Source organism: Robertkochia aurantiaca (assembly GCF_020166495.1).
Lineage (GTDB): Bacteria > Bacteroidota > Bacteroidia > Flavobacteriales > Flavobacteriaceae > Robertkochia > Robertkochia aurantiaca.
This window is the reverse complement of the sequence record NZ_JAINZS010000005.1, coordinates 427,652-440,720: the sequence shown is the minus strand read 5'-3', so window position 1 is coordinate 440,720 and position 13,069 is coordinate 427,652. Positions and strand designations below refer to the sequence as shown.

General features: G+C 35.8%; 16 protein-coding genes. All 16 read right to left on the bottom strand.

From position 1 onward, the window contains the following. Positions 1–327: 327 nt before the first annotated feature. Complete coding sequence (locus K7R10_RS10650) at positions 328–768, bottom strand: hypothetical protein (RefSeq protein ID WP_224484694.1); 441 nt, start codon at positions 766–768, stop codon at positions 328–330. 222 nt (positions 769–990) lie between these two features. Next, the gene (locus K7R10_RS10645) at positions 991–1,704 is read right to left on the bottom strand and encodes a hypothetical protein (RefSeq protein ID WP_224484693.1); all 714 of its coding nucleotides are present in this window, start codon (positions 1,702–1,704) and stop codon (positions 991–993) included. Positions 1,705–1,912: 208 nt separating this feature from the next. Next, positions 1,913–2,617, bottom strand: coding sequence for a toll/interleukin-1 receptor domain-containing protein (locus K7R10_RS10640; protein WP_224484692.1), 705 nt, complete (start codon positions 2,615–2,617; stop codon positions 1,913–1,915). Between the two features lie 258 nt (positions 2,618–2,875). Continuing rightward, on the bottom strand, positions 2,876–4,123 hold the full coding sequence (locus K7R10_RS10635; protein ID WP_224484691.1) for a GTP pyrophosphokinase: 1,248 nt from the start codon (positions 4,121–4,123) through the stop codon (positions 2,876–2,878). Between the two features lie 219 nt (positions 4,124–4,342). Then, complete coding sequence (locus K7R10_RS10630) at positions 4,343–4,558, bottom strand: hypothetical protein (protein WP_224484690.1); 216 nt, start codon at positions 4,556–4,558, stop codon at positions 4,343–4,345. 496 nt (positions 4,559–5,054) lie between these two features. Further along, entirely contained in the window at positions 5,055–5,456 is a 402-nt protein-coding gene (locus tag K7R10_RS10625) for a hypothetical protein (RefSeq protein ID WP_224484689.1), read from the bottom strand. Positions 5,457–5,618: 162 nt separating this feature from the next. Then, the gene (locus K7R10_RS10620) at positions 5,619–6,056 is read right to left on the bottom strand and encodes a hypothetical protein (RefSeq protein WP_224484688.1); all 438 of its coding nucleotides are present in this window, start codon (positions 6,054–6,056) and stop codon (positions 5,619–5,621) included. Positions 6,057–6,261: 205 nt separating this feature from the next. Further along, complete coding sequence (locus K7R10_RS10615) at positions 6,262–6,801, bottom strand: hypothetical protein (RefSeq protein ID WP_224484687.1); 540 nt, start codon at positions 6,799–6,801, stop codon at positions 6,262–6,264. Positions 6,802–7,005: 204 nt separating this feature from the next. Beyond that, positions 7,006–7,194, bottom strand: a complete 189-nt coding sequence (locus tag K7R10_RS10610; RefSeq protein ID WP_224484686.1) for a hypothetical protein — start codon at positions 7,192–7,194, stop codon at positions 7,006–7,008. A gap of 210 nt (positions 7,195–7,404) precedes the next feature. Continuing rightward, positions 7,405–7,848: a tudor domain-containing protein gene (locus K7R10_RS10605; RefSeq protein ID WP_224484685.1), complete on the bottom strand. Its 444-nt coding sequence runs from the start codon at positions 7,846–7,848 to the stop codon at positions 7,405–7,407. 204 nt (positions 7,849–8,052) lie between these two features. Beyond that, positions 8,053–8,448, bottom strand: coding sequence for a hypothetical protein (locus K7R10_RS10600; RefSeq protein WP_224484684.1), 396 nt, complete (start codon positions 8,446–8,448; stop codon positions 8,053–8,055). A gap of 211 nt (positions 8,449–8,659) precedes the next feature. After that, positions 8,660–9,187 carry a hypothetical protein gene (locus K7R10_RS10595; RefSeq protein ID WP_224484683.1) on the bottom strand — a complete coding sequence of 176 codons (528 nt, stop codon included), beginning with the start codon at positions 9,185–9,187 and terminating at the stop codon, positions 8,660–8,662. A 166-nt stretch (positions 9,188–9,353) separates the two neighbouring features. Then, positions 9,354–9,923, bottom strand: coding sequence for a hypothetical protein (locus tag K7R10_RS10590; RefSeq protein ID WP_224484682.1), 570 nt, complete (start codon positions 9,921–9,923; stop codon positions 9,354–9,356). Between the two features lie 677 nt (positions 9,924–10,600). Then, entirely contained in the window at positions 10,601–11,176 is a 576-nt protein-coding gene (locus K7R10_RS10585) for a hypothetical protein (RefSeq protein ID WP_224484681.1), read from the bottom strand. Positions 11,177–11,789: 613 nt separating this feature from the next. Next, positions 11,790–12,065, bottom strand: coding sequence for a hypothetical protein (locus K7R10_RS10580; RefSeq protein WP_224484680.1), 276 nt, complete (start codon positions 12,063–12,065; stop codon positions 11,790–11,792). Between the two features lie 187 nt (positions 12,066–12,252). Beyond that, a complete protein-coding gene (locus K7R10_RS10575; RefSeq protein WP_224484672.1) occupies positions 12,253–12,555 on the bottom strand; it encodes a hypothetical protein in 303 nt (100 codons plus the stop codon). Positions 12,556–13,069 lie beyond the last annotated feature (514 nt).

Here is a 13,069-nt window from a genome sequence, read left to right as displayed (position 1 = left end):
CAATCGTTAGATTTAAGGTAGACATTCCTATAGTAATTTCTGCGGTGTTTTCGCTTTGCTTCAAAAATTAGACGCTTAAGGCCGAACTTAGCTAAGAATAGAATTCCTAAGATTATGATTAATTCCATTTCTAACATGGATTAGCTTGCTCACAACGGTCGGGCTATGCACCGGTGCGGTATGGGGTAGCTGGGCGACCTTTTGGCCTTTGGCGTTGGCGGAGACCAGCAACCTTAACGAGGTGCATTTTTTCTTTTTTGTTCAGGAGATTAATCTAAAGAAAATAGTCTAATTCTTGTAGGATCTAGCACTGGGGTATAGCCGATGTTAGAGAGTGTTATTAATTAATTCTTTAACATCTATCGGTAATTCATCAAATTTGCCAACCATGAGTTCTTTAATCTGAATACTATCATTGATATAAATATTTTGTTCAAATTTGATTGTCCAGAAATCTTTATTAGGTTCAGTATTCACGAAACTATATTTAATATTAATGAATACGACTTTTTCCTCCTCAAAATATGAAGATATTGCCGTGTGTGAAATAGGTTGCAAGGTATCAGAATTATTGTTGATTGGATAATAGAACAATATGCTCTTTATTTTTCGGTCAGTTGAATCGTGAATTAATTCATGTGAGAATTTAGTGCCACATGAAATTCCACCAAAAGTTTTATTCTTTTTTATTAGTGAATCTATCCTGTTTTTAATGCGTAATGATTCTTCTTTGATTGCTGTCGTATCAATCGATTGACTTATATTCATCGAAGGCTTAATCTCCGGTCTACAAGAGTATATTGTCAATACAATTGATATTATAAGAAGGCAATTTTTCATAATACTCTCTAACGGTCAGGCTATGGCTCGTGGCGGGCGGTTTTAATGCTGGATCCGACAGTGATGGAAGGCCTGGTTGGGTTCATGAATTTATTATTTTTTGAAGTGCGAAACTAGCCATGAGATATAGCCAGTGTTAGCACGTGTTATTTAGAGTTGCAGTAATTCAATTACAACAATTCTTTTGACGAAATAGTTTTCTAGATCAAAGCCATTGAATAATGATCTTTTTGACTTTTCAAGTATCCAACCTGCCATAGTGGTATAGAATATCTGTCTTCCATCTGCCTCTGCCAGTTCATTAATGGTCTTTAAATATCCTGTTATAAAATCATTATCACTTGAAATGTCCTCCAATGCTTCAAAAAATTCACTTTCCAAATTAATAAGAGTTGTATTTTCAGCAGTGCTGAATCTGTTTTCATAACCACTGTATTTCAGAAAGTGCTTTCTAAGGGTTCTTTTTTCTGTTGCAATTAATTCTCTTTTATTATAAAAGTTATATGTTAAGTTTAATGTACTGTCCACTTCCTTAATGTGAGTTGGAGGGGTTCTCAACATTCTTTCTAAGCCTGGCGACTTAATTTCATTAATTACTTTAAAAAAGCCATTTGGATAAAATTCATGAGCATTACCTTCTCTAGATATAATAATCAAATTCCTATAGGCCTCATTTAATTTAACTGAAGGGTATTTCACTTTTAATAAAGAATCTAACTCTTTGACTATGTTTGTCAAACTTTCTGCATTTTCTACTCCAATAGAAGTTTCGAATTTTTCTATTTGATTTTTTTCTTGAGTTTTTGAAATATTGTTACAGGATAAAATTATTAAGCAAAGTAAGAGAGTTAGGAATTTTTTCATAATACGTGCTAACGGTAAGGCTATGCACAGGCGCGGTTGGGGCCGCTGGCCGACCTTTGGGCCTTTGGCGTGGGCGGAGGCCAGCAACCTGGGCGGGACCTTTTCTTTATTATTTAGTACTGGAGTCCAATATAAGAAAATAGTCGAAATCTTGTAGGATGTGAGCGCTTGGGTATAGGCAGTGTTATGTGCAATTAATTAGTGTATTTTAACTTAACACTTTTTCTGTTTTTACCAGTTCAGACAATTTTTCCGCAACTATTGACATGGAATCTTCTATTGTGCTTAATCCACTTCTTGAACCAAGTAACGGACTTACTTCACGCAAGTCTTCAAAAGTGGTGTTATGAACAATTGGAACAAGTAAGTCACGTGCTAATAAAGCAGATAGCTCTTTGTCCGCTATTCCCTCATTTTTAATACGCTTTAGAAATAAGGGGGTAACTAAAACAATGCCTACTCGTGATTTTGCTAATCCTTTGTCAATTTCACGAAGGAGAGGAGAACCCAGCAATACGTCCTTTTCACTAAACCAAACTGAAACACCTTTAGATTCAAGTAAATCATGTAATTCTTTAGCACAATCCTTTCGGTCATCCCAAGAATGGCAAAGAAAAACATCTCTTAAATCTGGTAGATCTGCACGTTTCTCAACATTTTCACGAATAGGTGTTAGGGTTCGAATTTCAGAGGGGGTGTATAAGACCGTAGAATTTATTGAAGACCATCTGGCTTTTCTTTTGGAGCCTCCTCCACTACTAGAACTACTTCTTGTATTGTAAGAGGAATATGGATAGGGTGAGGTATATGTTGGATAAGAGCTATATCCTCGGTTTCTTCCTCCACAAGCTGGGCAGTTGGCTCTCCCGCTTGCTGTACGGTGGCCATTTCTTGGGGCTGTGCATCTTGCCATTTTCTTATTTTTAAAGAATTAATAATATAATTCCAAAATTATGGAAATATTCCAATTATTAATTTGTCCCACCTAAGTACTTATTAACTAATTTGTTAACAGTCGTCCATTAGCAATTGCACATAACGGTTTCGGCTATGAACAGTTGCGTGGGTTAGCGCGGACTTTTGCAAGTACACGACAAGCTGAAAATTCCGTAGGAATTTTCAGGATAAGCCTGCAATAGCAACTGTTTATAGCCATTGTTGTGGTTAGTACTTATTTCAATTCGTTTTTTAGTTTATTTTTAATATCCTCATCTTGAATAGCTTCTATGCATTTTTCTACGATTCCTTTGAGTTGCTTATAGTTTTTTTCCAATTGGTCGTTAGTAAATGATTCATAACCGTGAAGCATTTGATTCCTGACTTTTCTTAATTGATGAATTTGATTTATTTCCTTTTGTGTCAAATGAGAAACTTCTCTTACAATGTCCAAGTTTGGAATGAAATTCTTTCTGTTTTTATTTCCGTTTTCTTGGTTGAGTTGGGCAATAACTTTTTCGAAAACAATCCAGGTTTTTGTAAATAATTCAAAGCCAGAAACTTTCTTTTTATCTGTTGTTATTTGACTATAATATTTTTTCAAATTGTCATTATTCTCATTGAGAGACATAATGTTTAATAAAAGTTGGTCAGAAAACGATTCTTTAATGTTCAAATTAATTTTACTTATCGCTTCGGTCAATTTTTTGGTGTCGATTTTGTCAATTGCTTTTAAGTAGTTATTTAAGTATTCAGTATTTCCAAAATTCATTTTTTTGAAATTGTTCTTGTAGTTATAGAACATAAGATTAGTTAAATCATACTTATCCGTAATTTCCGATTGTTGTTTTGTTCTCTCGGTAATTGCTTTTTGTAATCTCTCTAATGCTATTTCGCCCGTTAAGACCAATCCATTAATTTCATCTAGTATAGAAAGTTCTTCTTCTGTTAAGTTTCCAGAAAAAGGTTTATAAACAAGGTCGTGTTCAACTTCTGACCAAGCGTGCATAAGAACACTGGCTACTTGAATTTCGAAAACGGTTGATGTAAATCTTTTATCTATTTCTTCCGATTTCTTTAGTCGAACTCTATAATGGGTTGCCCAATAGCCACTAAATCTCTTGTTGTGCTTGGGTTTGTGAGGATTTTCAGGAAATGTTTTAGTTTCTTCAATGTCAAAAAGCTCTTCTATTACTTGTCCTACTATTTCACGTTCAGACGGGAAATATAGAGCGACTCTAATACCTGCTAAATCGACAATATCTTTTTCAATCGCACGCTTTGATTTGTAGTTTTTCTTTTGATTTCGCTGAATTACCTTTTCTTTCAGTCTATCAATTCGTTTTGCTCGATTGGATATGATTGCTTTTATACCACGATTTATAATTTCATCTTCCAATACATCGTGTCCTATTCTCGCAAGTTGCTTATAGAAATCGTATTCTTTTTCGTATTGTTTTATGAAATTATCAATTATACTCATTTAGTGTTTTTGTATTAACCACAACGGTTGGTGTATGAGCCGTTGCGGGTGGGTGGATCAAGCTGGGTGTTGGCCTTTGGCGGCTGGTAGCTTGAGCCACTGGAACGCCAGGCTCAACTTTTACGAATGGTCTAATCTAAGGAATATATTCGAAACTTGTAGGAACCGAGCAATGGCTTATACACGATGTTAGCGGTATGTTTCACTTTGAGCTTACAGTTATGGCTTTATTTTTACGCGTCCAGAAAATAAAAGTTTTAGGTAGTTGACAAAGCCATGGTTTTTATTCTTAACCTCTTTTAAATCGATTCCTGCCATTAGTTCATCAAAATTGGAATAGAACTGGCCGTTTATTTTTCCAGCTGTTGTCCATTTTTTATCGATTAAATATAGAGATGTGGTTTCTCCTGAAAGACTGTATTCCGTTGTTTTCATCACGCCTCTATAATTTTCGAGATTGATTTCTTTACCTAATGGTGCTAGAATGGAGAACCAAATCAATTTTCGACTATTAGTAATGATTCTGATGTATTTAAAATCTTTTAAAACACCTAGAATTATGATGAACATAAAAAGGAAGAATAGACTAATTAATGAGGTTGTTATCTCCGTTTTTTCATAAAACAAAGAGTAAATCATTTCTGCTAAACCGAGATAGAAGAGTATTAATAAGCCTAGCATTAATAAAAACCATGGGATGTATTGGAGTTTAAATTTACTATAAATCATGCTCTTCGAAATTACCGCTAACGGTTCGGCTATGAGCCGTGGTGGGTGAGTGGATCGAGCAGAGCGTTGGCCATTACCTCTGGCCGGGCTCGAGCCACTGTGTTGCCAGGCTCATATTAGTTATGAATTTAAATATAGGAAAATAGTCGAAACTTGTAAGAAGTAAGCCATGGCTTATAGCCTCTTGTTAGCCACAGTACTTTTAAATTTCTGGTTTTAAAATATCTATATGAGATTTCGAATTATGTATTTTTCCAATCCATTTCATTGTAAACTCATCTGCCTCTAATTCGTTTACTCTGTCCAATACAAACTCTTTTAATTCCTTTAATTCCATGGTTTTTGTTGTAGGGGTGAAGATTATTTCCCCTTTTTTAGAGCCGGGTAGAAAGGATAAAATTGATTTCCAAAATCCACCAATTGGATTTAATCGATTTGCTACAAAAATATTCCCGTTAGAATCACAGTATCGTTGATTTAGAAAGTAAGTTTTTAAAACCTTTTTATTGTTTGTACAGTAGTACGGATCTTCTAGGATAAAGGTTAAAACATCCTCAAAATCTTGCCAGTTATTATTTGAAATATTTATAATTGGGTATTTCATTTTTTATAATTGTGGCTAACGGTCAGGCTATGGCTCGTGGCGGGCGATTTTAATGCTGGATCCGACAGCGATGGAAAGCCTGGTTGAGTTCATGAATTTATTATTTTTTGATGTAAGAAACTAGCCATGAGCTATAGCCAGTGTTGTGCTTTCGTGCTTTTTTTATTCAATTTCAATTCCTTCTTTTTCAGCCGCAATTATTAACGATTCTAATATCTTTTTTTGAATCTCGGTTGAAGTAGTGTTGTCTGATATTTTATTGAAGATTGATTGATAATTAAATCCATCATGTACTGGATTTTGAATATTAATTAATATCAAATCATGGTCAGGTATTTTTTCAAGAACACTTAGGACCAAGGCAGGATTTCTTTCCAAAATCGTGTACAACGTTTCATTGCTCCATTCTGAATATTCAACCACTGTTTTACATGCTTCATCAAATGTGCATAGAAAGTCTGAAACTAATTTAAAGTCCAGTTGATCCAAATTATTATTTATCACTTTTGCTTTTTCAATTTCACATTTCTCACAATCGTTTTGCGAGAATACGTTTGAAAGGTTAAAGATCAATATTAAAGTTAATAAAGCTTGTTTCATTATCGGTTTTAGCATGAAGCACAACGGTTGGTGTATGAGCCGCTGCGGGTGAGTGGATCAAGCTGTGTGGTGGCCTTTACCTCTGGCCGAGCTTGAGCCACTTGAACGCCAGGCTCAATTATTACGAATGGTCTAATCTAGGGAATATTTTCGAAACTTGTAAGAGCCGAGCAATGGCTTATACACGATGTTGTAGTGCGTTTTTTTATTTTTTATTCTTTCCGAATGCAATTTCAAAAGAAGAATAACCTTTAGCTTTCAATTTCATTTTTTTCAAAAGTTCTTTATTTTCATTCCTATACTTATTGTAAGAAATATGATCGTAAATTTTAATCAGGTCATTATAATCCCATTCTTTTCTTTTATTAATGACATGAGTTCTTTCAGAAAGATAGATTTTTAGATAATACTCGACATTTCCTCTTCCAAATCCCTGCGATTTAATTCTGATTGAAGTGTTTTCAATTTTGTCTGAATCGCTCCATTTTGTGTCAGTTTTTGTGCCATAAATTGAAATATCACCATTATTTATTTCAATCCGATTTACAGTATTCCTTACAATAAAATGAGTGATAATTCCCCAAATAATTGAAAAGCCAAGAATTGTAAAGAGAATAATATTCAAGTCAGTTAGTATATAGCTAATCAAGGCTATAATCGTAACTGCAATAAGTGTTGGGAAGAATTCGCTATTGAATCTTGCAGAATAATCCTTGTCTTTTATTGGTTTATATTCTACTTCCATTTTTTCTCGAATGCACTACAACGGTCAGTGTATGAACCGTTGCGGTTGGGCGGATCAAGCTTTTGCGCGTTGGCCTTTGGCGCTGGCAGAGCTTGAGCCGCTGTGACGGGTTGGTTCATTTTAGTTCTTGAGACTAATCTAAGAAAATATTCTAAATGAAGTAGGATGGGAGCAATGGCTTTATACACATATGTTATACGGCGTTTACTGCTGGACTCCCTGGGAAATGGCAAGTACACCCCCGCAAGGCGTGGAGATTTTTAAGGTTGTAAAGGAGTAGAAGCCTTGCGGTTTTAACCTGGTAAGCTTTGCCCAAGCAATGGCTATTTTTATTTTTTGAGTAACCAAAGAAGCACTTGCCATTTTCCAAACATACCAAACTTTTCTGATCATGTTTTTTTCTGTAAATGACGTATAACGGTTGGTGTATGAGCCGTTGCGGGTGAGTGGATCAAGCTGTGTGGTGGCCTTTGGCGGCTGGTAGCTTGAGCCACTGAAACGCCAGGCTCAATTTTTACGATTGGTCTAATCTAGGGAATATTTTCGAAATCTGTAGGAATCTAGCAATGGCTTATACACGATGTTATGCGGCGTATTTTTTTATTATTTTGGTTTTCTCTGTAAAAAGTAAGGCCAAAAATCTTTTTCGGTTATTCTTTGATTTACCAAGTCTCCTAATTTAGGTTCATTGCTATTATTTCTGATGAATCTAAAGATCTTACCTGACATCTCTTCTACTAATGTATGGAACTCCAAAGTATCGTTCTCTAACTGTATTATTGCTAGTTCAGGTGATTTTTCACCGGTGTAATTGTTATAGTAATATAATTTATTAGTGATGGGATCAATCTCATATATAATAGGTTCTGTTAACCCTAGAGCCTCATGAAAAACCCACATTAGAGAATCTGTTATGTGAAACTCCTTATATGCTTGATTATCTTCATACTCTACCCTTAACCAATCCCCATTGATTTGAGAATTGATATTTTGACTATAACAATTAACAGATAGAAGCAATAAGATTGAAATAAATTTTAATTTCATCAAGTTTCGGGTTTTATGACGCATAACGGTTGGTGTATGAGCCGTTGCGGGTGAGTGGATCAAGCTGTGCGTTGGCCTTTACCTCTGGCCGAGCTTGAGCCACTGAAACGCCAGGCTCAAATTATATGGTTTGTCTAATCTAGGAATATTTTCGAAACTTGTAAGAACCGAGCTATGGCTTATACACGATGTTGTAAGTCGTTTTTATTTTATTTCTGAGATAACTCGTGCATTTTTTATTGCACCGCTCCATTGATTCATATTTTGCATATCGAATGTTCCTTCGACAGTAATAACTGCAGATTTCTCATTTAGTTCATTTAAACTTTGACCTTCTGAATACTCAATCCACAAACCATTTTTATAAATATAATTTTCACAATCATCTTGTTGAAAGAAGATGGTTTCAATACTGTCTCCAACACATCGATAACCCCTGATGGTTACTTTTTTACCATGGTATCTTTCAGGTGTCGAAATAAGATTCAGTATAGAAACCAGGTTGTCCTTAGCTGGTTCAACTGTCAGGATTTTGTCTTGGGATTGAGCATTTAAATATAAAGTGAAAAAGAAGGTGGAAAGAATTAGTACATTTCTCATAAGACGTGATTTCTTTTAAATGACTTACAACGGTTGGTGTATGAGCCGTTGCGGGTGAGTGGATCAAGCTGAGCGTTGGCCTTTGGCGGTTGGTAGCTTGAGTCACTGAAACGCCAGGCTCAATTTTTACGATTAGTCTAATCTAGGGATTATTTTCGAAATTTGTAGGATCTAAGCTATGGCTTATACATAATGTTGTGGGTAGTTGTTTTTATGTTTGGACGAAGTATATGATTTTAATGATATTATTTGTGTTACTACTCACTTCAATCGATACCAGGCAGCAATCTGAATCTTCTGAAGTAAATGAATAGAAAACAGATTTATCATTTTTATTGCTAATAACAATATTTTGCCCCAGAGAGTTAATACCATCCCCAAGTTTTACTTTTTTATTCTTTATGGTTATTGAATTGGCTTCTATCTTGGTAATATGGGGTTTTTGGCTTTTTGAAAGGCCACTGAAATAGACACTTAGTCCATCATTATAATGGAAAGACCTCCATTTTTCTCCAATTTCTTTACCACCTTCACAAACTCTATCCGCTTGTCTTAACTTTTGCATTTCCAATTCATCTCCCTTTGTCTTTTTTAATTCAGAAAATTTGAGATCATTAAAAGTAATTGAATTGAAATGAGCAGGTGTTAAACGATTGGATTTCCACTGTGCCCTTGCATTAGTAGAAATGAACAAAAAGAGCAGTATAGCCGCAGAAATATTTATGAATTTTATTCTCATCTTAAGGTTAGTATGGTTTTTCTCCAATTACCCACAACGGTAAGGCTATGGCTCGTGGCGGGCGGTTGCAATGCTGTGTCCGACGGAGATGGAAGGCCTGGTTGAGTTCATGAATTTATTATTTTTTGGAGTAAGAAACTAGCCATGAGATATAGCCAGTGTTGTGCTACGTTATTTTTTTTATAAGCTTATCATATTCATATTCAATTTCCTCTCTATTAATAGCCTTCCCTTTGATTAGCCCGTAAACTGTGTTGGATTCCGGTTTGTATTCTATCGAAGTTTCTGAGCATCCCCACATAAAGAAATCATCTTCTTTTTCATTTGAAAATCTGTCAAAAGAGTACTTAGATAATGTTGGTGCAATCAAATAACTGTTACCCTTTTCAAAGTGTTCAATTCCTGATCTGCAAACAGCACCTCCGAATGAACCAAATAGTCGTATTTTTTTCTTTTTCAGGACACCTTTAATAACAGATAAAATTTCTAAATCTACAGATTTCCAAATTTCTGCAGATCCCTTATAATCTAATTTCAATGTTTCATTAATTGATTCTTTAAGCGAAGGAAACGTTTTACCATTGTCAAGATGGAAATTTTCTTCAATAACTTTTACTAGAATTACTAATTCCGCATTTTTACCAGTTCGAATAAAATTCCCTCCCCATTCACAAGTACAAGCAAGTCCGTTTAGGGAATTAAGCATTACAAAAAGTATGAGAATCTGTTTTTTCATAATGGAGCACAACGGTAAGGCTATGCACAGGCGTGGGTGGCTGGCCTGGCCCCGTGGCGCTGGCCGTTACCTCTGGCCGGGGCCAGGGCAGCAAGTACGATAGCTCTGGTTTTTAATGCTGATCAAGATAAAGAAAATTGTCTAATTCTTACAGAAATGTAGCGCTTGGGTATAGCCAGTGTTAGCATTCGTGATTTTATTTTTCTTATCCGACCTTTAATTTTTTTGTTTTTAATTTTTTCAAAGATTGTATTTGATTATCACAGTTGCCAATATGAAGAAGAATATACCACCAATTATGGAGTTATTTGTTCGATGTGCAAAATCATCATAATAGTCGGATGATTTCTTTGGGCCATATAAATATTCTTGAAAAGTGAATTTTGGTTTTCTTTTTATTGTTCTTACGATACTTCCGTAGATTCAACGTAATGATGCCCCAATAAAATTAAAGATTGTGTGAATTATAATTATTCCAATGAATTCTTCCATTTCAATGTGGTTCTTGTGGTGCCTCAAAGTTTATCCATGAATGCTAACGGTAAGGCTATGGCTCGTGGCGGGCAGTTTTAATGCTGGATCCGACGGAGACGGAAAGCCTGGTTGGGTTCATGAATTTATTATTTTTTGGTGTAGGAACCTAGCCATGAGCTATAGCCAGTGTTGTAGTGCGTTTTTTATTTTTTCTCGGATAATAGTTTTACCATATTCACTCGATATTCTTGGTCCTTTTCATTCAATTCAACTGTTCCGTTTTTTAAGTCAGGATTTAGAAATATTTCCGCGTATAAATTTCGTTCATCGTTTTTATCAAAAAACAGCTTGAAATGAAATCGACCATTTTCCAAAATAGCCTTTTCTTTATTTAATGGAAAGGCTGTAAAAGTCAGTTTTTCTCTTGTAAACTCAGTTGTTTTCGGTTGACCATAAAGTTTAGAAATGATTTCGATTAGTTTATCACTTTCTTTTCCAATTGATTGTATTTCCACTGCGTTAGGTGCGAAACTTGTACGGTCAATCTCTTCGTTTACAATTCCTGGTGGTAAACCGTCAGCGATAATGATTTTTAGTCCGACAATTTGATTTTCGTATTTTGCTTTACAAGTCAATCTCCAAAATCCGGTTTCTAATTTTTCTTTTTCCGTTATTGAGAAAATCAAATCTTGCCAACCTTCTGCATCTTCTTGTTGGGATGTCAATTCAATTAGATTATTACCTTGACTAAAACTGAAAAGGCTACTTAAAAATCCCATTATTAGTATTATCCTTTTAATTATCAATGATTGTTTTGAAATGCACTACAACGGTCTAGCTATGAAGCGTTGTGTGAGGTTGTTCTGAGCCTGTGGCGTTGGCCTTTACCTCTGGCAAGGCTCAGAACAACACTGAAAACGGGACGCTTCATTTTAGTTCTTCGACGCTCAATTTAAGAATATTTTCTAAACCTTGTAGGATGCAGCAATGCTTTATAGCTTTTTGTTATGTGGCGTGCCTTTTTCATGGCTGCATGGCCCAGGCCGTAGCAAACACACCGCCGCAAAGCGACATTTTTTTACTAGAGAAGGAGTGAGGTCGCTTTGGGGACTTATTGCTGCAGGGCAGGGGAGGCCTTGGCCATTTTAAGGATGACTTTTAAACATCGAGACCCTTTAGGCGACTAAAAAAAGTCCCGGAGGGACTATTTCTTTGCATGACACATAACGGTTGGTGTATGAGCCGTTGCGGGTGGGTGGATCAAGCTGTGTGGTGGCCTTTGGCGGTTGGTAGCTTGAGCCACTGGAACGCCAGGCTCAATTTTTACGTTTGGTCTAATGTAATGAAAATATTCTAAGCTTGTAGGAATCTAGCTATGGCTTATACACGTTGTTAGCCAACGTTTATTTTTATAATGGCCAAGAGCAGGATTAAAATTACAATCGAAGCGAAGATGATTAATTTCTTGTTTTGAGCCTTTCTTTCTTTAATTGACTTTTCAATTATTTGTTTTGCTTTTTTTGGATCCTTGATGGGGTATGTACCACCTTGAATTAAATTTTTATTAGATCTAGCCCTTGAAAGCTTTTCTCTGCTCTTGGTGATTAAACTTCGGTTTTGTTTGGTGCGATTCATTGCATCGCGGGAAAATCCAGCTCCTCCTGTCATGATTTTTCTAAATGGTGGCTAACGGTTGGTGTATGAGCCGTTGCGGGTGGGTGGATCAAGCTGCGTGGTGGCCTTTGGCGGTTGGAAGCTTGAGCCACTGAAACGCCAGGCTCAACTTTTACGATTTGTCTAATCTAAGGAATATTTTCGAAACTTGTAAGAACCAAGCAATGGCTTATACACGATGTTAGGCATAGTTTTGAATATTCTTTTCTATTTGATTCAAAATGTAAATTATCGTATTTCCTTTATTTGATGCATTGGAGTAAAGCTTTTTACCGGTTTCTGTTAGGCCATATTTATTTTGATTACCCGTTATCAGCTTTTTATCAATTAGCCAATTTATAGAAGATTGCATTTCTTCTTGGGTAGGGATGGAATGATTAATATAATCTGCAGCATCGGAAATAGCTTTGACATTTGCCAGCTCAATTTTAGAGGAAAATGCGATTGCTAAAAAGATCCATGATTTTGTTTGTAAATCAGCCATTACAAATTATGCCTAACGGTCAGTGTATGAGCCGTTGCGGGTGAGTGGATCAAGCTGAGCGTTGGCCTTTGGCGGTTGGTAGCTTGAGCCACTGGAATGACAGGCTCAACTTTAACTATTTGTCTAATCTAGGGAATATTTTCGAAACTTGTAGGAGTCAAGCAATGGCTTATACACGTTGTTACATACTGGTTTCACGATTGTATACTTCTCAGGTGTAAAGTCAAATTAGATTTATCAACTCTTTTATGCCTTTAAAAAAGTCCTGATTTCACCCTACCCAGGAAGCTTTAAGAGAAATAGATGTTCAACTTGTATATAATTGGGTGGTAATACTTACCAATCGAAGCGTTTATGATCAAACCATGTATAAAGCTTTTGTTTTATTCTTGCTTTATGCATTTATTGAGTACTTAAATATTGTAGAAGGCTAGGAAACTTGTATGTAACGGTAAGGCTATGAGCCGTGGTGGATGAGTGGGTCGAGCCGAGCGTTGGCCTTTACCTCTGGCCG

Bases quoted from the DNA above. Each gene is read 5' to 3' on its own strand.
- K7R10_RS10645 (WP_224484693.1), bottom strand. From the start codon at position 1,704: ATGAAAAAATTCCTAACTCTCTTACTTTGCTTAATAATTTTATCCTGT.
- K7R10_RS10590 (WP_224484682.1), bottom strand. From the start codon at position 9,923: ATGAAAAAACAGATTCTCATACTTTTTGTAATGCTTAATTCCCTAAAC.
- K7R10_RS10605 (WP_224484685.1), bottom strand. From the start codon at position 7,848: ATGAAATTAAAATTTATTTCAATCTTATTGCTTCTATCTGTTAATTGT.
- K7R10_RS10615 (WP_224484687.1), bottom strand. From the start codon at position 6,801: ATGGAAGTAGAATATAAACCAATAAAAGACAAGGATTATTCTGCAAGA.
- K7R10_RS10635 (WP_224484691.1), bottom strand. From the start codon at position 4,123: ATGAGTATAATTGATAATTTCATAAAACAATACGAAAAAGAATACGAT.
- K7R10_RS10625 (WP_224484689.1), bottom strand. From the start codon at position 5,456: ATGAAATACCCAATTATAAATATTTCAAATAATAACTGGCAAGATTTT.
- K7R10_RS10595 (WP_224484683.1), bottom strand. From the start codon at position 9,187: ATGAGAATAAAATTCATAAATATTTCTGCGGCTATACTGCTCTTTTTG.
- K7R10_RS10640 (WP_224484692.1), bottom strand. From the start codon at position 2,617: ATGGCAAGATGCACAGCCCCAAGAAATGGCCACCGTACAGCAAGCGGG.
- K7R10_RS10630 (WP_224484690.1), bottom strand. From the start codon at position 4,558: ATGAAAACAACGGAATACAGTCTTTCAGGAGAAACCACATCTCTATAT.
- K7R10_RS10585 (WP_224484681.1), bottom strand. From the start codon at position 11,176: ATGGGATTTTTAAGTAGCCTTTTCAGTTTTAGTCAAGGTAATAATCTA.
- K7R10_RS10650 (WP_224484694.1), bottom strand. From the start codon at position 768: ATGAATATAAGTCAATCGATTGATACGACAGCAATCAAAGAAGAATCA.
- K7R10_RS10610 (WP_224484686.1), bottom strand. From the start codon at position 7,194: ATGATCAGAAAAGTTTGGTATGTTTGGAAAATGGCAAGTGCTTCTTTG.
- K7R10_RS10580 (WP_224484680.1), bottom strand. From the start codon at position 12,065: ATGACAGGAGGAGCTGGATTTTCCCGCGATGCAATGAATCGCACCAAA.
- K7R10_RS10575 (WP_224484672.1), bottom strand. From the start codon at position 12,555: ATGGCTGATTTACAAACAAAATCATGGATCTTTTTAGCAATCGCATTT.
- K7R10_RS10620 (WP_224484688.1), bottom strand. From the start codon at position 6,056: ATGAAACAAGCTTTATTAACTTTAATATTGATCTTTAACCTTTCAAAC.
- K7R10_RS10600 (WP_224484684.1), bottom strand. From the start codon at position 8,448: ATGAGAAATGTACTAATTCTTTCCACCTTCTTTTTCACTTTATATTTA.